The sequence below is a fragment of the Sphaerisporangium rufum genome (genome assembly GCF_016863395.1).
Classification (GTDB): domain Bacteria; phylum Actinomycetota; class Actinomycetes; order Streptosporangiales; family Streptosporangiaceae; genus Sphaerisporangium; species Sphaerisporangium rufum.
The window spans coordinates 1-22,575 of record NZ_BOOU01000004.1; the positions used below are offsets into that span (position 1 = coordinate 1).

General features: G+C 72.4%; 16 protein-coding genes and 1 other RNA gene. 6 read left to right on the top strand and 11 right to left on the bottom strand.

Going from position 1 to position 22,575, the window contains the following annotated elements:
• From Sru01_RS01615 to Sru01_RS01625, 3 genes are all read left to right on the top strand, one after another.
• Positions 1 to 340, top strand: a 340-nt coding sequence (locus Sru01_RS01615; RefSeq protein ID WP_203982011.1) for a S1C family serine protease, incomplete at its 5' end; no start/stop codon positions are given.
• Positions 341 to 432: 92 nt separating this feature from the next.
• A complete protein-coding gene (locus Sru01_RS01620; RefSeq protein WP_203982012.1) occupies positions 433 to 765 on the top strand; it encodes a WXG100 family type VII secretion target in 333 nt (110 codons plus the stop codon).
• Positions 762 to 1,673, top strand: a complete 912-nt coding sequence (locus tag Sru01_RS01625; protein ID WP_203982013.1) for a WXG100-like domain-containing protein — start codon at positions 762 to 764, stop codon at positions 1,671 to 1,673. Before Sru01_RS01620 ends, Sru01_RS01625 begins: the two co-directional genes overlap by 4 nt.
• 22 nt (positions 1,674 to 1,695) lie before the next feature.
• On the opposite strand, the gene Sru01_RS01630 is transcribed toward Sru01_RS01625, so the two are convergent.
• The 7 genes from Sru01_RS01630 to prfB all read right to left on the bottom strand — a co-directional run bounded on the left by Sru01_RS01630 (position 1,696) and on the right by prfB (position 9,831).
• Positions 1,696 to 3,243, bottom strand: coding sequence for an amidohydrolase family protein (locus Sru01_RS01630; RefSeq protein ID WP_203982014.1), 1,548 nt, complete (start codon positions 3,241 to 3,243; stop codon positions 1,696 to 1,698).
• 245 nt (positions 3,244 to 3,488) lie between these two features.
• Positions 3,489 to 3,865, bottom strand: a transfer-messenger RNA (tmRNA) gene (gene ssrA / locus Sru01_RS01635).
• A 349-nt stretch (positions 3,866 to 4,214) separates the two neighbouring features.
• Positions 4,215 to 6,104, bottom strand: a complete 1,890-nt coding sequence (locus Sru01_RS01640) for a penicillin-binding transpeptidase domain-containing protein (protein WP_203982015.1) — start codon at positions 6,102 to 6,104, stop codon at positions 4,215 to 4,217.
• Positions 6,105 to 6,109: 5 nt separating this feature from the next.
• Entirely contained in the window at positions 6,110 to 6,577 is a 468-nt protein-coding gene (gene smpB / locus Sru01_RS01645) for an SsrA-binding protein SmpB (protein WP_203982016.1), read from the bottom strand.
• A 22-nt stretch (positions 6,578 to 6,599) separates the two neighbouring features.
• Positions 6,600 to 7,508 carry a permease-like cell division protein FtsX gene (ftsX, locus tag Sru01_RS01650; protein ID WP_203982017.1) on the bottom strand — a complete coding sequence of 303 codons (909 nt, stop codon included), beginning with the start codon at positions 7,506 to 7,508 and terminating at the stop codon, positions 6,600 to 6,602.
• A 34-nt stretch (positions 7,509 to 7,542) separates the two neighbouring features.
• Positions 7,543 to 8,232: a cell division ATP-binding protein FtsE gene (gene ftsE / locus Sru01_RS01655; protein WP_184939289.1), complete on the bottom strand. Its 690-nt coding sequence runs from the start codon at positions 8,230 to 8,232 to the stop codon at positions 7,543 to 7,545.
• Between the two features lie 480 nt (positions 8,233 to 8,712).
• The gene (gene prfB, locus Sru01_RS01660) at positions 8,713 to 9,831 is read right to left on the bottom strand and encodes a peptide chain release factor 2 (RefSeq protein ID WP_203982018.1); all 1,119 of its coding nucleotides are present in this window, start codon (positions 9,829 to 9,831) and stop codon (positions 8,713 to 8,715) included.
• Between the two features lie 92 nt (positions 9,832 to 9,923).
• Between prfB and Sru01_RS01665 the strand changes: the two genes are divergently transcribed.
• Positions 9,924 to 10,988 carry a DUF8094 domain-containing protein gene (locus Sru01_RS01665; RefSeq protein WP_203982019.1) on the top strand — a complete coding sequence of 355 codons (1,065 nt, stop codon included), beginning with the start codon at positions 9,924 to 9,926 and terminating at the stop codon, positions 10,986 to 10,988.
• A 28-nt stretch (positions 10,989 to 11,016) separates the two neighbouring features.
• Here the strand turns inward: Sru01_RS01665 and Sru01_RS01670 are convergent, their stop codons facing one another.
• On the bottom strand, positions 11,017 to 15,876 hold the full coding sequence (locus Sru01_RS01670; protein ID WP_203982020.1) for an NAD-glutamate dehydrogenase: 4,860 nt from the start codon (positions 15,874 to 15,876) through the stop codon (positions 11,017 to 11,019).
• A gap of 518 nt (positions 15,877 to 16,394) precedes the next feature.
• On the opposite strand from Sru01_RS01670, the gene Sru01_RS01675 reads away from it, so the two are divergent.
• Positions 16,395 to 17,861 (top strand): FAD-binding oxidoreductase, encoded by a 1,467-nt coding sequence (locus Sru01_RS01675; protein ID WP_203982021.1) that lies wholly within the window; start codon positions 16,395 to 16,397, stop codon positions 17,859 to 17,861.
• 25 nt (positions 17,862 to 17,886) lie between these two features.
• On the opposite strand, the gene Sru01_RS01680 is transcribed toward Sru01_RS01675, so the two are convergent.
• The gene (locus Sru01_RS01680) at positions 17,887 to 19,767 is read right to left on the bottom strand and encodes an acetoacetate--CoA ligase (protein WP_203982022.1); all 1,881 of its coding nucleotides are present in this window, start codon (positions 19,765 to 19,767) and stop codon (positions 17,887 to 17,889) included.
• A 226-nt stretch (positions 19,768 to 19,993) separates the two neighbouring features.
• Between Sru01_RS01680 and Sru01_RS01685 the strand changes: the two genes are divergently transcribed.
• Positions 19,994 to 20,989: an ArsR/SmtB family transcription factor gene (locus Sru01_RS01685; RefSeq protein ID WP_203982023.1), complete on the top strand. Its 996-nt coding sequence runs from the start codon at positions 19,994 to 19,996 to the stop codon at positions 20,987 to 20,989.
• Between the two features lie 37 nt (positions 20,990 to 21,026).
• Here the strand turns inward: Sru01_RS01685 and Sru01_RS01690 are convergent, their stop codons facing one another.
• Positions 21,027 to 21,722: an HAD family hydrolase gene (locus Sru01_RS01690; RefSeq protein ID WP_239136748.1), complete on the bottom strand. Its 696-nt coding sequence runs from the start codon at positions 21,720 to 21,722 to the stop codon at positions 21,027 to 21,029.
• A gap of 133 nt (positions 21,723 to 21,855) precedes the next feature.
• Positions 21,856 to 22,494, bottom strand: a complete 639-nt coding sequence (locus tag Sru01_RS01695; RefSeq protein ID WP_203982024.1) for an HAD family hydrolase — start codon at positions 22,492 to 22,494, stop codon at positions 21,856 to 21,858.
• Positions 22,495 to 22,575 lie beyond the last annotated feature (81 nt).

Genomic DNA, 22,575 nt, shown 5'->3' on the forward strand with positions numbered 1-22,575 from the left:
CGCCAAGGACGTCGCCGAGCAGATCATCCGGAACGGCCGGGTCGTGAACACCCGCCGGGCCGCGCTGGGCGTGCGGATCAACACCGTGGTCGACGTGGAGGGCCGGCCGATCGGCGTGGGGGTGGCCCGGGTGGAGCCGGGCAGCGGCGCGGCGAAGGCCGGCATCCGGGCCGGTGATGTCATCACCGGCGTGAACGGCAAGGCGACCCCCAACGCGTCCACGCTCACCGAACTGGTCGCGGGCCTGCGGCCGGGCGACCAGGCGCGGGTGGCCCTGCGGCACCCGAACGGCCGCACCGAGACGGTTACCGTCACGCTCGGCACCCTCCCTGGCGGCTGATCGCTATAGCCTGGAACCAGGGATGGCTAGTAACGATGCATTTGTGCCAGATTTTGCTGGTTTACCGGTAGGTAAATAGTAGATTATGAGCCATGCGAGTACTGGACGTGACCCCGGATGCGCTGCGGCTGCTAGCCGGTCGGTTCGACATGTTCGCCGGTGATGTCGGCGCGGCGGTCGGCGCGGCCGAGCAGCGCCTGGCCGCCATCGGCCCCTTCTGGGGGAACAGCCCGGCCGGCCAGGCGTTTCATCGCGGTGACGGCCAGGGGCCCGGCTACGACCGCATCCAGGACGAACTCCCCCGGGACCTGCGCGCGCTGGCGGCGGCGTACACCGGCATCCGCCACCGGCTGGCCCGGATCGCCGACGACATCGAGGTCACCGACTGGGCGTCGATGGCCCGGTTGCCGGAGCCGCCCCGATGATGCCGGGCCGATCCGCCCTCTTCCCGGCGGCCGCCTACGGCATCGCGGGCTTCGTCCAGTTCACCATCATGGCCGACTGGCCGGACGGCGATCCGGACGGCGCCCGGGAGGCCGCGGTCGTCTGGCGATCCCTCGGTGATCAGATCGACCGGATCGGCCAGGACGCCACCCGGGTGGCGTCGCGGGTCTGGACCGAGCACCCCAGCCAGGGCACCGAAGCGTTCCAGGCGGTGTGGCAAGGCGCACCGTCCGGTGGTGTCGGGACCTACCCGCGGGAGGTCGCGAACTACTGCCGGCGGGTGGCGCAGGGCTGCGAGGACTATGCCGACGCGCTCGAGAGCGCGCAGCGGGCGCTCCGCGCGATGGCCTACGCCAGCTGGGCCCAGCTGCTGTTCGCCGCGTCCTGGCCCTGGACGGGCAGCCTCTTCGCCAAATGGCTGATCGACCGGCTGCACCGGAAGGTCGTGGCCCAGGTGCTGCTCCGGGCTCTGGAACGCACCCTGGGGAAGATCGTCACGTCGAAGATGGAGAGCTACGTCGTCGGCAGCGCCGTCTTCGCGCTGGGGGACGAGGCCCTCGCCGTCGCCGCCCGGGGGGTCAACGGCGTGGACCAGGGCTCGCTCGGCGACAACGCGCTCGCCACGCTGAAGGACTTCGGCGCCTGCCTGGTCTTCTTCGGGGTCTGGGACCTCACCAAGCTCGGGCCGATGCAGAAGGTGTTCCGCAACAACGACCTCGGTGACTACGCCTCGTTCTACGCCGGCTCCACCGCCTACACGATCGCCTATAACGTGGAGAGCGGCAAGACGGGCACCGACGTGCTGCCGACCACCAGCCAGCTGGTGGCCAAGCTGCTCATCGGCACCGGCCAGCGCGGCAAGGACCCCGGTTACCCGCCGAAACGCTGACCTGGCCGTCCCTCCCCCGATCTCAGCCGCGGGGCGGGGTCGCGCCACCGTGACAGGCGCAGCCGGCCGCCGCCGTGGACGCCGGCATGGGCTCCTTCGCCGCCGCCAGCACGTCGTCCAGCATGCGGCGCCGCCGTTCCTCGTCGATCAGCCGGCCGCGCACGACGACCGCCTCGATCCGGGTGGTGTTGCGGATGTCGCGCAGCGGGTCGGCGGCCAGCAGGACGAGATCGGCGACCTTGCCGCGCTCGATGGTGCCCTGGTCGCGCCGGCCGAGCTGCCGGGCCGGCTCGGCCGTGGCGGCCTGCAGGACGCGCATGCCGCTCAGCCCCGCCTCCGACAGCAGCCGCAGCTCGTCGTGCAGGCTGAACCCCGGCATCACGTAGGCGGTGCCGGTGTCGGTGCCCGCCAGCAGCGGCACACCCTCGCGGTCCAGCTCGGCGACCAGGCGGAGCCGGCGCTCGAACAGCTCCCGGCGGGTCGCCGCGTGCTCGGCCGGGCGCCCCTTCAGGTACACCTCTTGAAGCTGCCAGGCCCACATGTCCCGCATCTGCTGGGGGAGGTAGCGGTACCGCGGGTCGTCGGCCGGTATCTCGGAGGTCACGTCGACGACCCGGTGGTTGGTCAGCGTGGGCGTGAGCCGGGTGCCGTTGCGGGCCAGGCGGTGGAAGACCCGCGCGGCCTTGACCCGGTCGTAGCCGCGCGCCGCCTCGTACTCCAGGGGGTGCATGCGGTTGTACCAGCCGGCGTAGTCGCCCGGCCCGACGGGCACGTCGGCGATCGCCGCGCGCAGCCGCCGCTCGTCGCGCGTGGTGTTGAACCAGACGGCGAACAGGTGCTCGATGGTGCGCAGGCCGGCGTCGCTGGCCTCGACGAAGGAGACGAAGTCCGGCACGTGGCCGAGGAAGGGGATCCGCTGCCGGCGCGCCTCGCCGGCCAGGGCGAGGAAGGACGCCCGGCTCAGCCGGGTGTAGGTCTTGATGAAGTCGGCGCCGGCCGCCTTCTCCTGCCGGACCGCGGCCCGGGCCTCCCCGGCGTCGGCCACGCTGACGTACGGCGGCCCGATGCCCTCCCACAGCGACGGCGCGCCGTCGATCAACCGGCTGCCGATGACCGAGCGCGGGCCGAGGCGGGTGCCGGCCTCCACCTCCCGGCGCCACCCGCTCAGCACCGGGTTGGCGCTCATCTCGCGCACGGTGGTGACCCCGTTGGCCAGGTAGAGCGGCGGATAGATCCGCTCCAGCTCGGTCGAGTGGACGTGCATGTCCACCAGCCCGGGGATGAGGTACCGGCCCTGCCCGTCGACGACGGTCGCCCCCGCCGGGACCGCCACCGACCGCACCGGACCCACCTCGGCGACGCGGTCCCCGCGGACCAGCACCGTCATGTCGCGGGCGGCCGGCCGGCCGGTCGCGTCGATGACGGTCACCCGGGTGATCGCCAGGACCTGGCCCCCCGCCGGACCGGTGGGCCGCCCGGCGGCCGCGGCCCGCCCCTCGCTCAGCACCACACCCGCCGCCGCGCCCGCCACGCCTGCCAGTACCGCCCGCCGCGAAACATCACTTGCCACATCCGGCTCCTCAGCTGTCCGTCGTACGCCGACAGCCTGCCCGGATCGCGCGGCGCCGGCGATCAGGGCCACCGGCCGAGCGGGGGTAGGGCCTGCCCTACCCCACTGGTGGGGTCCACCGGATCGGGCCCGGCGCGGATGGCCGGACATGCGAAAACGGCGGTGTCCACATGGACACCGCCGTCATCACCCGGCCCGGCCGCCACCGCTCCGCGTGCGGAGCCGTGGCGGCGAGGCCGGCAAAGGGGTGGAGGTGGCGGGAATCGAACCCGCGTCCTTCAACACCACGACAGGGCTTCTCCGGGTGCAGCCTGCTGCGCTTTTCTCGGCCCCGGTGATCTCGCAGGCGAGTCACCGACGGGCTCAGTCACTGTTAGGTTTCCCTATCGGCCCCGTGACCGGGTCGAGAGGTTGAGCCTCCTAGCGATGCCAGATCCGGGCCGGAGGCGCTCCCGGGCTGACAAGGGCGAGGTCCTCGCTCAGGCGGCGAGGGCCATCTGGCCCTGAGTGCGCGTAGAATTGGCACTTGTTTTTTGCGGTCACAGGATTAACGAGGTTATGTCCGCAGTCCTCGACCCGCTTCCCCTGGCGCGACATGTCGAAGTCGAAACCAGTCACCCCCCTGTTGAGTTGTCAACCGCCCGCCTTGCGCGAAGGCCGGCGACCTGACGATACTCCACAGAACACCGCCGGCGCCAACTTGATTCCCCGCCCGGCGCCTGGCATGCCGAAACCCCCGGAGCGCGGCACGAAGCGCACGCCCCGGGGGCCGACCGGCAGGGTCGAGCCGGTCCGGACGGCAGGGCCTCCCCCGAGATGAAGCCCTGGTCTCATCACGGCGACTGAGTCCGCAACCCCCAAGCGGTGCCCAGTCACTCAGAAAGACGCGCGGAACGGCCCCGATGGTTGCTCGCCGTGCCCCTAATTTCGGTCAGGCCGAATCACAGGCGCGCGACGGCCGGCCGGCGGGGTCAGCCGGTCTGGCCGGCCCCGCGGAAGAACCGGCCGGCGACCCGGGCCGCGGCGGCCGGGTCGGCGGCCTCCAGCAGCACCGACACCGCGACGTCGCCCTGCCAGCCGACGAACCAGGACAGCTCGCGGCGGCGCTTGCCGTCGTCGAACCGGACCGTCGACACCACCCCGTGCACCGGCTCGCCGGGCGCCGCCGCCGCCGCGGCCGAGCCGGAGGTGACCCCGGCCCGCATCAGCCGGCGCAGCTCGGGCAGCGTCTTGGGGTCGAGCGGCATCGGCTGCGGCTGGGCCACCGGCTTGACGTCCGCGGCGAGGTCGGGTGAGGCGGGCGAGGTGACCAGGGACGGCGGGCGCCAGGCGCCGGAGGCCAGCGCGCCGGCGACCAGGGCCATGGACAGCGGGCTGACCCGCACCGACTGGCCCGCGATGACCTTGGCCTTGCCGGCCTCGCCGGTGACCTTCGGAACCTGGCCGCTGAAGGACCTCAGCGGCAACGACCACTCGCGGCCGATGCCGTACCGACCGGCGGCCTCCGCCAGGGCGGTGGTGTCGATGCGGCGGGCCAGCGAGGCCAGCGCGGTCACGCAGCCGTAGGCGAACCCGGTCGTGACGCTGGGCGAGGTGCCCGCCGGCGCGGCCGTCTGCTGGAACCGGGCGCCGCCCACCGTGCGGTCGGCCGGGCAGGGCACCTTCTGCCCGGGGTCCAGCCCGGCCTTCAGCAGGCCGTCGGCGGCGATGATCGAGAATGTGGTGCCGGGCGGGAACCGGCCGTTCAACGCGTCGGTCTCCTGGTCCAGCTGCTGGGAGCCCACCGCGAGGATCTTGCCGGTCGACGCCTGGACCGCCACCAGCGCGGCCGGGCCGGCGCCGTTGACCGCCAGGTCCGCCGCCATCTGCACGCCGCGGTCCAGGGTGGTGCGCACCGAGGGCACCCCGCGGCGGCCCGGCCAGGAGGCCAGCTCGGCCACCTGCTCGTTGGTCTTCAGGTCATAGGTGATGACCTTGGTGCCGGTGGAGCCGGTCAGCTGGTCCTGGTAGGCCTTCTGCAGGCCGTTCTGCCCCACCGTGTCGCCGGCCAGCTGCGGGCCGCCGAGCTGCTGCTCGGACTCGGGGGTGATCGCGCTGACCCGGCCGATGATGTCCGCGGGCTGGGCCGGTGCCACCGGCTGGGGCTGCTTTTTGACCTGCAGGCCGGGGATCTCGTCCAGCCGGTCGCTCAGCTGGGCGTACTTCTTGGCGCCGAAGGTGACCAGCGGCACGAAGTCCTGCGGCGGGGCCGAGCGGATCCGGCTGAGCAGCCGGTCCTGGGCGAACCCGGTCAGCTGGAAGAGCCGCTCGCACACCCCTTCGGGGTCCTGGACACCGGACGGGTGCACGCCCGCGACGAACAGCGTCTGCTCCTGCTGCAGCGGCTCGCCGGTGCGGTCCTCGATGGGCTTGCGGCTCTCCGGGGAGATCTTGACCGCGAACCGCTGGCCCTCGCGCAGCTGCGGATGGATCACGCCCGGCGACCAGCGGACCTTCCAGGTGCCGTCCACCAGGTGCAGCGGCAGATGGTTGTCGAACCGCCACAGCGGGTTGTTGTCGCCGAGGTCGACGAAGACCCGCAGGGCGGCGTCGGCGTTGTCGCCGTCGGTGCGCAGGCCGTGCAGCGAGAAGCGGATGGAGGCCGCGTCCAGCTGCATGCCGGCCTGCTCCAGCGCCTTGGCCACCTTGGCCGGGTCGCCGTCGGTGCGCCGCGCGGCGGCCGCGAAGTCGCCGGTCTGCCAGCCGACCAGGAACTCCCCGACGGCGTTGTGCGGCGACGGCTCGGCGAAGCAGGCCGTCGCCGGGGCCAGCGCCGCCAGCGACAGCGCGGCGGCCAGCGCCCGCCGGGCGGAGGATGCCACCGACCTCACCGGTTGCGGTGGCGCAGGGCCCGGGCCATCTCGCGCTTGGCCTGCTGCTCCGCCAGGTCGTGCCGCTTGTCCCAGGTCTTCTTGCCGCGCGCCACGCCGATCTCGACCTTGGCCCGGCCGTCCTTGAAGTACAGCGCGAGCGGGACCAGGGTCAGCCCGGACTCCTTGGTCTTGGCGATGATCTTGCCGATCTCCCGGCGGTGCAGCAGCAGCTTGCGGGGACGCCGTGCGGCGTGGTTGGTCCAGGTGCCCATGTGATATTCGGGGATGTGGATGTTCATCAGCCACACCTCGTCGTCCTTCACCATCGCGTACCCGTCGGCGAGGCTCGCCCGTCCGGCTCGGAGCGACTTCACCTCCGTGCCCATCAGGACCAGCCCCGCCTCGTAGGTGTCCTCGATGTGAAAATCGTGCCGGGCACGCTTGTTCTGGGCGATGTTCTTGCGGCCCGTCTCACGTGGCATGTGCCGAGCCTACCGGGGGTCGTCACACCCTCAGGTACCGCCGAAGCGTGAAGAAGGAGGCGATGATACAGATGACGACACCGATCACCGTGGTCAGCGTGATCACCTGGGCCACCTCGCTCCACGTCAGCTGGGTGGACAGCACGAAGTAGTTGTTCATGCCGTCGAATAGCACGATCTTGGCGAGCATGAGCATCACCGCCGAGATCACCCCGCCGATGAGGCCCGCGATGGTGCCCTCCATGACGAACGGCATCTGGATGTAGAGGTTGGAGGCGCCGACCAGCCGCATGATGCCGGTCTCCCGTCTGCGGTTGTACGCCGACAACCGCACGGTGTTCCCGATCAGCAGGATCGCGGCGAACACCTGGATCAGCGCCACCACGAGCGCCGCCCAGCGCAACTTCTCCATCAGCCCGAAGAACTTGTCCAGCAACTCCTGGTCGTTGACCACGTTGGACACCCCGGGCGCGCCGGCCAGGGCGTCGTAGACGGCCTTGTACTCGTTGGGGTCCTTCAGCTTGACCCGGAACGACTCCGGCATGTCCTCCACCCGGACGGCGTTGAGGAACACGCTGTTGCTGCTGTAGGCGGCCTTGAAGTTCTCGTAGGCCTTCTGCTGGTCCTCGAAGAACACCCGGTCCACCTGGGGGAGGCCCTTGATCTGCGCCTCCAGCTGCTGCTTCTCCTGCGCGCTGACCGCGCCGCGGCCCTTGCACGCCTCGAAGGCGTCGTTCTTCTTGCACAGGAACGCCGAGAGCTGGACCTTGTCGGACCAGTAGTTGCTCATGCTGCCGACCTGCGCGTTGATCATGAGCCCGATACCGAGCAGCGCCATGCCGATGGCCACGGTGACGATGACCGCGATGGTCATGGTCAGATTGCGGCGAAGGCCGATCCAGACCTCGGAGAAGATGAAGTTTGCCCGCATGCTCTGGGTGTCCCCTGTCGTTCTCGCTTGGTGATCAGTACGCCTGCCCGTAGACACCGCGCGACTGATCGCGGACGATCTTGCCGTCCTCCAGCTCGACCACGCGTTTACGCATGGAGTCGACGATCGCGGCGTCGTGGGTGGCCATGACGACGGTGGTGCCGGTCCGGTTGATGCGGTCCAGCACCTTCATGATGCCGATGCTGGTCGCGGGGTCGATGTTGCCCGTGGGCTCGTCGGCCAGCAGGATCATCGGACGGTTCACGAACGCGCGGGCCATCGCGACCCGCTGCTGCTCGCCTCCGGAGAGCTCGTCCGGCATCCGGTGGGCCTTGCCCTCCAGGCCGACCAGCTCCACGACCTCCGGCACCACCTTGCGGATGAACCGCCGGGGCTTGCCGATCACCTCCAGCGCGAACGCCACGTTCTCGTAGACGTTCTTGTTGGGCAGGAGGCGGAAGTCCTGGAACACGCAGCCGATCCGGCGGCGCAGGTGCGGCACCTTGAAGTTCGACAGGCGCGCCAGATCCTTGCCGGCGACGTGGATCGCCCCGGAGTTCGGGCGCTCTTCCTTGAGCACGAGCCGGAGAAAGGTCGACTTTCCCGAGCCCGAAGGACCCACCAGGAACACGAACTCGCCCTTGTCCACATCAACGCTGACGTGGTCGAGAGCGGGCCGGTTCTGGTTAGCGTAGACCTTGGTGACATTATCGAAATGGATCACAGGCGCATCACGGCATGCCAGTCTAGGGGTTGGGACGGTCGCGGGACGCGGTCCCTGGCGGACCGCGCTCGCGCTGCTGCCGGCCGGGGGGCGCCGCTCTTTACTATTGATCGACGTTCCGGTTGGCCGAGGCTCAGTCTAGGGGTAACACTGGCATGGAACGTCCATAACGGAAACAAAACGATTCCACAGTCGCCGACCGGCAGGGGAAGCGACCATCGTGGAGAGGGAGACGTCCCGTGAGCTGCGAACATCTGATCTGCGCCCAGTGCGCCGGCCCCGTGGTCGAGGGACGCTGCCCGGCCTGCCGGGCCGGCCGGGCCCGGGTGCACCACCCAGGTTTCGGGGGACTTTCGCCGACGGTCATAGCGATTGTCTTGATTGTCCTACTCGCTGGTACGCTCGCGCTGCGGCACCTGTCGGGCACCTGACCGGCCGGCCGCGCCGGCCCGCCCGGGGCGATCCCGGGCCGGTCCGCGGTCAGCTCGCCGCGCCCGACTCCTGCCGGCGCATCCAGCGGATCTCCCCCTCGATGAAGGCGTCCAGGTCGCCGTCCAGCACCGCGGCGGGGTTGCCCGCCTCGACCGCCGTGCGCAGATCCTTCACGATCTGGTAGGGGTGCAGCACGTAGTTGCGGATCTGGGTGCCCCAGGACGTCGTGGTCTCGCCCCGTAGCTCTGACATCTTCTCCGCCTCCTCCTGCCGCTTGCGCTCCAGCAGCTTGGCCTGCAGCACGGTCATCGCCGAGGCGCGGTTCTGCAGCTGGGAGCGCTCGTTCTGGCAGGAGACCACGATGCCGGTGGGCAGGTGGGTGATGCGCACCGCCGAGTCGGTGGTGTTGACCCCCTGGCCGCCCGGCCCGGACGACCGGTACACGTCGATCCGCAGGTCGTCCTCGTTGATGTCGATGTGATCGGTCTGCTCGACCACCGGCACCACGTCGACGCCGGCGAAGGAGGTCTGCCGGCGGCCCTGGTTGTCGAACGGGCTGATGCGCACCAGCCGGTGGGTGCCGTGCTCGCCGCGCAGCGTGCCGTAGGCGTAGGGCGCCTTGACGGCGAAGGTCGCCGACTTGATGCCGGCCTCCTCGGCGTAGGAGGTCTCGAAGACCTCGGTGCCGTAGCCCTTGCGCTCGGCCCAGCGCAAGTACATGCGCATCAGCATCTGGGCCCAGTCGGCGGCGTCCACCCCGCCCGCCTGGGAGTTGATCGTGACCAGCGCCTCGCGCGCGTCGTACGGCCCGGCCAGCAGGGTGCGGACCTCCAGCGCGTTGACGTCCGAGCGCAGCGTGGCGAGCTCCCGCTCGACCTCCTCGCGGGTGTCGGCGTCCTCCTCGGCCTCGGCCAGCTCGTGCAGCACCGCGACGTCCTCGACCCGGCGGGCCAGGCCCTCCACCCGGTTGAGCTCGCCCTGCAGGTGGGACAGCCGGCTGGTGACCTTCTGGGCCTGCTCGGGGTCGTTCCACAGGTCGGGCGCGGCAGCCTGCTCCTCCAGCTCGGCGACCTGCTTGCGCATGACGTCGAGATCGAGCACGTCCTGGATGCTTCGCAGGGTGCCGGTAAGCTCGCTGATCTGTTCTGCGGGATCGATGGCTGCCACAACCGCCAAGCGTACGCGACCTCGGTGCCATCTCGCGCGTGGCAGGCGTGGCTAGCATGGTCGCCGGAGCAGGGCGGCCGCGGGGAGGCAGGATGGGCAAGGCGATGCGCGTCGCCCTGGCGTCGCTGCCGGCCGCCATGCTGGTCGTCGGACTCGCGGCCGGGTGCAGCCGGAACGGTGCCGCCCCGGCCGCCGCCTCCCCCGTCCCGGTGACGCCGTCCCCGGCCGCCTCGGCGGGCCCGCCGGTCTCGCCGTCCCCCTCGGCCACCGGGCCGGCGGTCACCGCGGCCGAGGCGGCCCGGGTGACCCGGGAGATCCTGGCGGCCGACGACGTGCTGCGGGTGGCGGGCGGCGAGCGGGACGCGCTGCTGCAGACCCGCGACGGGCAGCGGTCGATCATCTCGGCCCAGTTCCGCTCGACCGGCCTGGCGCCCCGCCGCTTCACCTGGGGCGAGCCGAAGCTGCTGGTGCCCCGGCTGGTCCGGCCCCCGCTGTGGTTCGCCGCGGTGGCCGAGCGCCGCGACCGGGGCGGCGGCCACCCGCGGACCGCGGTGCTGGTGTTCATGAAGGAGTCGGACACCGCGCTGTGGCAGCTGAGCTTCGCCTCGCTGCTCTACCCCGGCGTCTCGCTGCCGGAGGTGGCGCGGGACGCCGAGGGCTACGCCACCGCGCTGTCCACCCGCGACTCCACCACGGCGATCAGCCCGCACCTGATGGCGCCGCTGCACGCGACCATCGCCGAGGAGGGGCCGGGCGGGTTCGCCGCCGGGCTGATCGCGGCCGGCCCGCAGACCACCGGCTACTTCGCCGAGGTGCAGAAGATCACCCCGGACGCCAAGCGGCGCGGCTTCCTGTACGACTCGCTGTTCGCCGCCACCACCTTCCCGATCTACGCGCTGCGCACCGCCGACGGCGGCGCCCTGATCCTCTACTCGCTGACCCGCAAGACCCTGACCCAGGCCAAGACCGACAACGCCTTCGGGCTGGTGCCGGTGCCCAAGGACGTGCGCTGGGCGGTGAAGCGGCCGGTGGTGCGGTCCAGGCTCAGCGTGGAGCAGACCCAGCAGTACATCAGCCACGTGCGCCGCAAGGGCGCCGCCGAACCCGCGAGGATCATCGCGTTCGACGGCGCCCCCACCCGGGTCAGCGGCGACTGAGCCGGGTGGGGGCGCCGGGCGGACCGGCTCAGCCCGCGGCGTGCGGCAGGTTGCTCGCGGCGACCAGCGTGCGCACCGCCCGCAGCGCCACCGACAGCGTGGCCAGGTCGAAGTGGTCGCTCTCCCAGATCTCCGACAGCGTCTGCCGCGCCCGCGCCACCGCCGCCGAGTTCGCCTCCGACCAGCGGGCCAGCCGCTCCTCGGGGGTGGGCCCCGGCTCGCTGTGCGCCAGCACGTCCAGGGTCAGCGCGGCGTGCGCGGCGTACAGGTCGTCGCGCAGCGCCGCCCGGGCCATCGAGTTCCACCGGTTGTCCCGCGGCAGCGCGATGACCCGCTCGCGCAGCCGGGCGAGCTGGAGCCGCTCGGCCAGGTCGAAGTAGACCTCCGCGACGTCGTTCACCGGGCGGCCGGTGCGCGAGGAGATCTCCACCAGGTCGAAGGTCGAGTAGGCGGGCACCATCACCGCGGCCCGCTCGGCCAGGTCGGCCGGCACCCCCCGGGCCACGAACCCGTCCCGGCGCTCCTCGAAGGCGGCCAGGTCCGGCCCGGCCAGCAGCTTGGGCAGGTGCGGCAGCAGCCCTTCGGCGCCCTCGGCGAAGAACCGGGCGGTGGACGCCAGGTCCAGCGGCGGCCGCCGGTTGCCGAGCAGCCAGCGCGCGCCGCGCTCGGCGAGCTTGCGTCCTTCCAGCAGCATGGCGATCTGGGTGGCGGTGTCCACCTTGTGCTCCAGCGCCTCGACGGCCCGCCGGTATCCCGGCAGCTCGAAGACCTCCCGCGACACCAGGTAGGCGCGCGCGATGTCGGGAGTGGAGGCGCCGGTCTCCTCGCCGAAGCGGAACATGAACGTGGTGCCGCTCGCGTTGACCAGGTCGTTCACCACGCAGGTGGTGATGATCTCGCGGCGCAGCGGGTGGGCGTCCATCGCCTCCCGGAACCGCTCGCGCAGCGCCGAGGGGAAGTAGGAGACCAGCCAGGAGTTCAGGAACGGGTCGTCCGGCAGGTCGGAGGCCAGCAGCTCGTGGTCGGCGAGCAGCTTGGTGTAGGCCAGGAGCACCGAGAACTCCGGCGCGGTGAGCCCGAGTCCGGACTGCCGGCGCTCGGCCAGCGCCTTGTCCGAGGGCAGGGACTCCAGCCGGCGGTCCACCAGCCCGTCGCGCTCCAGCTTGCGCAGGTAGCGGCTGTGGATGTGCAGCATCTCCGGCGCCTGGGCCTTCGCCGCCGACAGCACGACGTTCTGCGCCCGGTTGTCGCGCAGCACCAGCCCGGCCACCTCGTCGGTCATGTCGAGGAACAGCTGGTCGCGCTCGGTGTCGTCGAGCCGGCCCTCCCGGACCAGGCGGTCGAGCAGGATCTTGATGTTGACCTCGTGGTCGGAGGTGTCCACCCCGGCCGAGTTGTCGATGAAGTCGGTGTTGACGCGGCCGCCGTTCAGCGCGAACTCGATGCGGGCGGGCTGGGTCAGGCCGAGGTTGCCGCCCTCCCCGATCACCTTGCAGCGCAACCGGTTCGCGTCGACCCGCAGCGGGTCGTTGGCCTTGTCGCCGGCGTCGGCGTGGGTCTCGCCGGACGCCTTGACGTAGGTGCCGATCCCGCCGTTCCACAGCAGGTCGACCGGCGCGCACAGGATGGCGCTGATCAGGTCGTTCGGGGTGAGGGCGGACACTCCCTCGGGGATGCCGAGCGCGGCGCGCATCTGCGCCGAGACCGGCACCGACTTGGCGGTGCGCGGCCACACCCCGCCGCCCGCCGAGATCAGCTCTCGGTCGTAGTCGGCCCAGGAGCTGCGGGGCAGCTCGAACAGCCGCGACCGCTCGGCGAAGCCGCGGGCCGGGTCCGGGGACGGGTCGACGAAGATGTGCCGGTGGTCGAAGGCGGCCACCAGCTTGATGTGCCGGGAGAGCAGCATGCCGTTGCCGAACACGTCACCCGACATGTCGCCCACCCCGGCCACGGTGAAGTCGGTGGCCTGCACGTCCACGCCCATCGCGCGGAAGTGGTGGGCGACCGACTCCCAGGCGCCCCGGGCGGTGATGCCCATCGCCTTGTGGTCGTAGCCGACCGATCCGCCGGAGGCGAAGGCGTCGCCGAGCCAGAAGCCGTAGTCCTTGGCCACGCCGTTGGCGATGTCGGAGAACGTCGCGGTGCCCTTGTCGGCGGCGACCACCAGGTAGGTGTCGTCGCCGTCGTGCCGGACCACGTCCGGCGGCGGCACCACCTGGTTGTCGACCAGGTTGTCGGTGATGTCGAGCAGGCCGCAGATGAACTGGCGGTAGCAGGCGACGCCCTCGGCCAGCAGCTCGTCCCGGCCGCCCTTCGGAGGGCTCTTCACCACGAACCCGCCCTTGGAACCGGTCGGGACGATGACGGTGTTCTTCACCATCTGCGCCTTGACCAGGCCGAGGACTTCGGTGCGGAAGTCCTCCATCCGGTCCGACCAGCGCAGGCCGCCGCGGGCCACCTTGCCGAACCGCAGGTGGACGCCCTCCACCCGCGGCGAGTAGACGAAGACCTCGTACTTGGGCCGGGGCAGCGGCAGCACGCTGATCGCCGAGGAGTCGAACTTCAGGGAGATGTAGGGCTTGCGCCGGCCGTCCTCGCGCTGGAAGGCGTTGGTGCGCAGCGTCGCGAGGATCATCTCCAGGTAGGCGCGCAGGATGCGGTCCTCGTCCAGCGAGGCCACCTCGTCCAGCGCGGCGATGATCTCCTCGTGCAGGGCGCCGGACAGATCGGCGCGCAGGTCGTCCTCGCGGCGCGGGTCCAGCCGGGCCTCGAACAGCCGGACCAGCAGCCGGGCCAGCCGGATGTTGCCGAGCAGCACCTTCTCGATGTAGCGGCGGCTGAAGGCGGTGCCCGCCTGGCGCAGGAATTTGGCGTACACCCGCAGGATCTGGACCTGCTCCCAGGTCAGGCCGCCGGCGAGCACCAGGGCATTGAAGCCGTCCGGCTCGATCTCGCCGCGCCACAGCGCGGCGAAGGCGTCCTTGAACAGGCCGCTGAACCGCGGCCCGGTCGCGTCCAGGCCGGCGCAGCGCAGCCCGAAGTCGTAGATCCAGCCGGTCTCGCCGCCGGCCGGCGCGATCTGGTACGGCCGCTCGTCGACGACCTCGACGCCCATCTGCGACAGCAGCGGCAGCACCTGCGACAGCGAGACGGCGGCGCCCAGCCGGTACACCTTGAACCGCCACTCGCCGTGCTCCTGGTCGCGCGGCTCGTACAGGTGCATGCGGATCTCGCCGGCGGCGCCGGCCAGGTCCTCCAGCCGGCGCAGGTCCTCGACCGCCGTTCCCGGCGCGAACTCCGCCTTGTAGCCCTCGGGGAAGGCGTTGCGGTACCGGCGGATCAGCGCGGCCGACCGCACCTCGCCGCGCTGGGCGGCGATGGCGTCGGCCAGGTCGTCCTCCCAGGAGCGGGTGGTCTCCGCCAGCCGGGCCTCCAGCTCCTCCAGGTCGACGCCGGGCACCGCGAGCGGCCGGCCGCGCTCGCCGCGGATGACGACGTGCAGGCGGGCCAGCGGCGACTCGCCGATCATGGTGCTGTAGTCGAGCGAGACGCCGCCGAGCGCCTCCAGCAGGATCTGCTGCATGCGGATGCGCACGTCGGTGGTGTAGCGGTCGCGCGGCAGGTAGACCAGGCAGGAGATGGAGCGGCCGTAGTCGTCGCGGCGCAGGAACAGGCGGACCCGCTTGCGCTCGCGCAGCCGCAGCACCCCGAGGACGATGGGGGCGAGCTCGGCGGCGGAGATCTGGAACAGCTCGGCGCGGGGATAGGTCTCCAGGATCTCGACCACGTCCTTGCCGTCGTGGCTGTCGGGCGACAGGCCGGTCTCGGCCAGCACCTCGGCGACCTTGCGGCGCAGCACCGGGATGTGGGAGATCGACTCGCTGTAGGCCACGTGGGTGAACAGGCCGAGGAAGCGGCGCTCGCCGACCACCTCGCCCGCCGGCGAGAAGATCTTCACGCCGATGTAGTCCAGGTAGGCCGGCCGGTGCACCGTCGCCCGGCTGTTGGCCTTGGTGATGATGAGCAGCTGTTTCTCCCGGGCCTTGGCGCGCAGCTCCGGCGGCATCGCCGCGAAGCTGTCCGAGCCCGCCTTGTCGGCGCGCAGGATGCCGAGCCCGGTGCCGGGCAGGGCGTACAGCCGGTCGCCGTCCTCGGACTCCTCCAGGCGGTACTCGCGGTAGCCCAGGAAGGTGAAGTGGCCGTCGGCCAGCCAGCAGAGCAGCTCGCGGCTGTCGTCCACCAGCGGGCCGGCCAGCGGCGGCGGACCGGTCTCCAGGTCGGCGGAGATCTGCAGGGCGAGCGCGCGCATCTTGGCGCCGTCCTCGACCGCGGAGCGGACGTCCGACAACACCCGCTGCAGGTCCTTCTCCAGGGCGGCGAGCACCTGCGGGTCGGACTGCCGGTCGATCTCCAGGTGCATCCAGGACTCGGCGAGCAGCGGACCGGTGAGGTCGGCCTGCTCGGGTCCGAGCATCCGGCCGGTCATGTCGCGGCGGACGCGCATCTGGGGGTGCACGACCAGGTGGACGCCGATGCCGCGCCGGTCGAGTTCCATGGTGACCGAGTCCACCAGGAAGGACATGTCGTCGGTGACCACCTCGACGACCGAGCGGCCGAGCTCGTAGCCGTCCTCGGCCGCCACCGGGGTGCGGGCTCGCACCAGGGCGCGCCCCTGCGGCCGGTAGGCGGCGAGCCGCCGGTGGGCCATGGCCGGGCCGTACAGCTGCGCCGGGTCGCGGTCGAGTACGTCCTCGGGGGCGACATGCCGGTAGTAGGCCGCCAGGAAGGCCTGGATCCCGCCGGCGTCCAGCCCGTCCCCCTCGGGGGATTCGGCGCATTGTTCGGCAGCTGTCCGCAGCAGGCGGTCCTTCGCCTCGTCGAGCGGCATGTCGCTCTCACTCCTTTGTGAGGGTTTCGCGTTCTTCGGGTGGTCCACCGGGATCACCGCCGGTCCCGCGGCTTCACGCGCGCGGACACGGGCATGGGCGCGCGGGCGCGCCGCACGCGCGGCGTCCACGGCGAAGGAAAGGAGGGAGCGGCCGGACAAGCATCCCACAGGCGCGCCCGCGCCGGACCGCGCCGCCACCGGAGGGCGGCGCCCCCGATGTCGCTCGCGTCCCCGGTTCTCCCGAGGTCGCGGGGTGTGCTCCCCGACATTCCGATACCTCCGCCGGCGGGCGGTCCCGTCCGGTCGCCATTGACCGGGCCATGCACCCCGCCGTACCCGATATCAGCCCATCACTCATAAAACGTCAACTTCGTGAAAATCCGACATATCACCTGATGTAGCGCCAGACCACTAGGCGCGCCGGCCGCCGGCCGCCGATCCACGCTGAACCAGCGCTCGATACCGGCCGTCTCTCTGGATGAGAGCTACTTTCCCCTCACCCCGCGGGAGGAACCCCCATGAACCCCGCACTCGACCGGCGTGACCTGCTCCGCGCCTCGGCGGCGCTCCCGCTGGTCGCCGCGGCCGGCGGCACCGCGGCCCGCACCGGCCCGGCCCCCGCCGACTGGAGATCGCTCGGCACCGGCCTGGCCGGCCGGCTCATCCGGCCGGGCGACGCCGCCTACGACGCGGCCCGCCGCCTGTACAACCCGTCCTTCGACCACATCCGGCCGGGCGGGGTCGCCTACTGCGCGAACCCCGCCGACGTGGCCGAGTGCCTGGCCTTCGCCCGCCGGTTCCGGGTGCCGGTCACCGCCCGGTCCGGCGGGCACAGCTACGCCGGCTGGTCCACCGGGACGGGCCTGGTGATCGACGTGTCCCCGATGGACGCCGTGCGCGCCACCGGCGGGCGCGCGACGATCGGCGCGGGCGCCCAGCTCATCGACGTCTACGACCGGCTGGCCGCCCGCGGCGTGAGCATCCCGGCCGGCACCTGCCCGACCGTCGGCATCGCCGGGCTCACCCTGGGCGGGGGCATCGGCGTGGTCTCCCGCCGGTACGGGCTCACCTGCGACGTGCTGGAGTCGGTGCGCGTCGTCACCGCCGACGGGCGGGTGCTCGACTGCGACGCCAACCACCACCCCGACCTGTACTGGGCCTCGCGCGGCGGCGGGGGCGGCAACTTCGGGGTGGCGGTGTCCTTCACCTTCCGCACCCACCGCACCCGGGACGTCACGGTGTTCTCGCTGTCATGGCCCTGGTCGTGGGCCCGCCGGGCGCTGGCGGCCTGGCAGTCCTTCGCGCCGCACGCGCCGGACGAGCTGTGGTCGGCGCTGCACCTCGGGCACGACCCCGCGCCCGACCTGCGGATCATCGGCGTGCACCTGGGGTCGCGCGCGGAGTGCGCGCGCCTGCTCGCGCCGCTGGTGGACCGGATCGGCGCGCCGGCGAGCCGCTCGCTCACCCAGACCTCCCACCGGCGGGCGATGATGATCGAGGCGGGCTGCGGCTCGCGCACGGTGTCGCAGTGCCACCGGGCCGGCGACCTGCCCGGCCGCACCCCGGACGGCACCTTCCCGCGGGACGCGTTCGGCGCCCGCTCGCACCTGGCCTACCGCCCGCTACCCGCCGCCGGCGTCGCCGCGCTGGTGGACCAGGTGGCCCGGCCCGGCCGGCACTCGGTGCTGCTGGACGCGCTCGGCGGCGCGGTCGGCCGGATCCGCCCGGACGCGACCGCCTTCCCGCACCGGACGGCGCTGTTCAGCGTGCAGTACTACGCCCACCGCCAGGGCGCCGCCGGCTGGCTGCGCGCCGCGCACGCCGCGATGGCGCCGCACTTCGGCGAGCACGCCTACGTCAACTACATCGACCCCGCGCTGCGCGACTGGCGCCGGGCCTACTACGGCGGCAACGCCGGCCGGCTGGCCCGGGTCAAGGCCGCCTACGACCCCGGGCGGCTGTTCCGGTTCCCGCAGGCCGTCTGAGCCGCCGTCCCGGCCGGTGGCCAGGTCAGGGGACGAAGTGGCGCAGCACCTCGGGGTTGGCCATGGCGCCGGTGTTGGCCGCCCGGTCCACCGGCGTGCCCAGCAGGATCTTGCGCACCGGCACCTCCAGCTTCTTGCCGCTGAGCGTGCGCGGGATGCCGGGCACCTGGCGGATCTCGTCCGGCACGTGCCGCGGGGACAGCTCGGCGCGCAGCGCGGCGCGCAGGTCGGCGACCAGGTCGCCGGTCAGCTCGCGGCCCTCGGCCATGGTCACGTACAGCAGCAGCCGGCCCTCCTGCCCGAGCTGCCCGGTGTCGATCACCAGGCTGTCCTCGATGTGCGGGAACCGCTCGACGACCCGGTAGAACTCGCTGGTGCCCATGCGCACCCCGCCCCGGTTCAGCGTCGAGTCCGACCGGCCGTAGATCACGCAGCCGCCGTCCGGCCGGATCTTGATCCAGTCGCCGTGCCGCCACACCCCCGGGTACTCGGCGAAGTAGCTGTCCCGGTAGCGCTCGCCGTCCGGGTCGTTCCAGAACATGACCGGCATGGACGGCATCGGCCGGGTGAGCACCAGCTCGCCGACCTCGTCCACCACCGGCCGCCCTTCGGGGTCGTAGGCCTCGACCGCCGCGCCGAGGCAGCGGCAGGGGATGACCCCGGCCCGCACCGGCAGCCACGGCACCCCGCCGACGAAGCCGGTGCACACGTCGGTGCCGCCGGAGAACGACCCGAGCGGCACGCCCGGCAACGCGTCGTGCAGCCAGGCGAACCCCTCCGGCGGCAGCGGCGAGCCGGTCGACCCGACCCCGCGCAGCGCGGACAGCCCGGCCGGCCGCAGCCCGGCGCGCATCGAGGCGATGATGTACGGCGCGCCGGTGCCGAAGTAGGTGACGCCCTCCTCGGCGACCAGCCGCCACAGCGCGTCCGGCCCGGGGTGGGTGGCGCTGCCGTCGTACAGCACGATCGTGGCGCCGGCCAGCAGGCCGCCCACCAGGTAGTTCCACATCATCCAGCCGGTGGTGGTGTACCAGAAGAAGACGTCGCCCTCCCCCAGGTCCTGGTGGAAGGCGAGCGCCTTGAGGTGCTCCAGCACGATGCCGCCGTGCCCGTGCACGATCGGCTTGGGCAGGCCGGTGGTGCCGGAAGAGTAGACGATCCACAGCGGGTGGTCGAACGGCACCGGCTCGAACGCCGGCGGCGCCGGCTCGGCGCGCAGCGCGTCCCAGGACGGCGTGCCGACGAGCACGGTCGCCGCCGGCCCGGGCAGCCGCGCCGCGATCTCGGCCACCACCGCCGACCGGTCGAAGCGGCGGCCGTTGTAGGTGTAGCCCTGCACCGCGATGAACACCTTGGGGGTGATCTGGGTGAACCGGTCGACCACGCTGGAGACGCCGAAGTCCGGCGAGCAGGAGGACCAGACGGCGCCCAGGCTCGCGGTGGCCAGGAAGGCGATCAGCGCCTCCGGCCCGTTCGGCAGGTACGCCGCCACCCGGTCGCCCCGGCCGACGCCGAGCCGGGCCAGGCCGGCCCGGACCCGGGCCACCTCCTCGGCCAGCTCGCCGTAGGTGTAGGTGCGCCGGGCGCCCTCCTCGTCGCGGGCGACCACCGCCGGGCGGGCCGGGTCGCCGCGCAGCGCGTTGCGCGCGTAGTTCAGCGTGGCGCCCGCGAACCATCGCGCACCGGGCATCGCCCCCTGGAGCACCGGGCCGTCGCCGCGGTCGCCGACGACCGCGAAGTAGTCCCAGATCGATGTCCAGAACTCTTCGGGGGACTCCACCGACCACCGCCACAGCGCGTCGTAGTCATCCCCGGACCGGCCCAGCCACCCGGCGTACCGGGTGATCTTCGCGTCCCGTACCACCTCGGGGGACGGCTCCCAGATCAACGCACCTTCTTCCACCATGGGCCCCATCTTGTCCGAGGCGCCCGCGGCGGCGCCATCCGGGCCGGGCCGGCGGCCGGACAGGTGGCCCGGATAGGTAGCACAGCATCCACGAACATTCCAGGATGGTGCACAAATGGGGCTAATCGCATAATCGACTGGGGATCCCAGTTACCCGGCCGGGGGGCCGGGGGGACGACCGCCCGCCATACCGGGGACGACGCGAGGCGGGCCACGGGGAGGCAACGTGTTACGCATCCATTTCGGCTTCGAGGATCTGGCCCGCACCCGCCTGGCGCCCGGGCCGGACGTCATGTGGGAACTGGTGCTCAGCCTGCAACTCCTGCAGAACCGGCAGGGCGCGGTGGTCTTCCGCGGCTGGCGCGACCACGCCCGCCGCCGGCTCGGCGGCCAGGCCGGGCCGCTGGCCACGCTCGCGCCCGACTCGGCGTACTTCCCGGACTTCCTCACCCCGCCGGTCCGCGGCGGCCATCTGGAGGAGAGTCTGGACACCGTGCTGTCCACCCCGCGCCGGCGGCTGCGGGAGGAGCTCGGGGTGCTGGCCCGCGCGCAGCGGCTGCCGGGATGGTGCGCGCGGCTCGCCGACGGCGACCTGGAGACCACGCACCGCCTGGCCAGGGCGTTCCGCGCCTATCACGCGGCGGTGATCGAACCATACTGGCCGGCGGTCCAGGCCCATGTCGCCGCCGACCGGGCCCGCCGGTCGCACGCCGTCGTCAACGAGGGCGCCGAGGCGCTGCTGTCGGACCTCGGCCCCTCCATGCGGTGGCGGTCGCCGGTGCTGGAGGCCGACTACCCGGTGGATCGCGACCTCCACCTGGACGGCCGGGGGTTGCTGCTGGTCCCCGCGTTCTTCTGCTGGCGCACCCCGGTCACCCTGGTCGACCCGGGACTGCCGCCGGTGCTGATCTACCCGGTCAGCCACGAGATCACCAGCGGTCCGGACGAGCCGGACACCGGGAGCGCCGCGCCGCGGACGCTGCACGCGCTGATCGGCGGCACCCGCGCCCGGGTGCTCGGCTCGATCGAGGACGGCTGCACCACCACCGAACTGGCCCGGCGGGCCGGCACCTCCGTGCCGTCCGCCAGCCAGCACGCCGCCACGCTGCGCGACGCCGGCCTGATCACCACCCAGCGGCTCGGCGGCCAGGTGCTGCACAGCCTCGCCCCGCTCGGCGACGCCCTGCTCCTGGGCGCCGCCCGCCGCGCCGAGCGCATCTGAGCCGCGCCACCGGCCGGGCCACGACCGCACCCGGTCGTCAGCGCCCGCCGCTCGCGATCTCCCGGACGGCGGCGGCCACGGCGGCGGCGTCGGTGAGGTCGGGCAGCACGACGTCGGCGCCCGCCTCGTGCAACTCGGCCGGGGTGGACCGGCCGGAGGCCACCCCGATCATGCCGATCCGCGCGAACCGCGCCGCCTGGGCGTCCCGCGCCGAGTCCCCGATCAGCACCGTGCTGCCGCCGTCGCAGGTGTAGCCGTACATCTGCTTGACCCGGCTCTGCGCCACCTGGACCAGGGTGGCCTTGGGGTAGACCTCCTCGCCGTAGCCGCCGGCCTCGAAGTCCACGAACTTGTCCAGCCCGAAGGCCCGAAGCTTCAGGACGGCATTGCTCTTGATCGTCCCGGTGAGCAGCGTCTGGACGGTGCCGTCGATCCGGGCCACCGCCTTGAGGGCGTCCTTGGCCCCCGGCATGGCCCGGCCGTCCTTGTCCAGCCGGCGGCGGCGGGCGGCGAAGGCCGCGGCGAGCGCGTCGATGAACCGGGGCAGGTGGTCGTCGTCGGGCACCACCCCGTTGACGGCCAGCGTCTCGAAGATGATCTCCGAGTCCGGGCGGCCCAGGGCGGGGGCCAGCTTGACCAGCGGGCGCCCGGTGACCTGCCGGAACGCCTCGGCGTACGCATCACGGGTGACGATGGCCACGTCGACCAGGGTGAGGTCGACGTTCCAGAGCACGAGACGGTTGATGGGGGGCCTCCGAAACGGCGCGAGAGCGGTGCGCCAAGGGTACGCCGAGCCGGCCGGCCGGCGTCCCCTCGCCCGGTGGCCGGCCGGGACGGACCCGGCCGGCCACCGGCCCGGGCGGCCGTCAGCGCGCGTGCTCGAACGCCTCGGAAAGCTTGTCGACCACCGGGAACCCCGAGGCGGCCAGCTCGGCGCGGCTGGTCATGCCGCCGGTGTAGAGCACCGCCGCCGCGCCCACGTGCCGGGCCGCGTGCGCGTCGTCCAGGCTGTCGCCGATGACGAGCACCTGTGCCGGGTCGGCCCGCAGCGACTCGATGTGCAGCACCATGTGCTCGGTCTTGCCGCCGCCCGGCGCGCCGTCGCGCAGCCCGTCGATGCGCGAGAAGTACGGGTCGATGCCGAGTTCCGCCGTCTTGCGCACCAGCCGCTCGTGCGCCCACATGGACAGCAGCGACTGGGTACGCCCGGAGTCGGCCCAGGTGCGCAGGCAGGACAGCGCGTCCACCGCGAGCGCGCAGGAGATCATCAACCGGTGGTAGTGGTCGTGGAAGGCCTGGTCCAGCTCCTCCCATTCCCCCTCGCGCAGCGGGCGGCCGAGCAGGCGCTCGTAGGCGACCCAGATCGGGCGGGTGTAGGCGGCGCGGAAGGCCTCGCTGTCCATCGGCGCCAGCCCGTACGGCCGGAACACCTCGTTGGTGGCCCCGACGACCGCCTCGATGTCGTGGAAGAGCGTGCCGTTCCAGTCCCAGACGATGTGCTTCATAACGCCACAAGAGTAATCGCCGCTGTCCTCCCCGCCGACCGATTTTTCCGCCGTGGCCGGTAAGAAGGAGCCCGCGCCCCG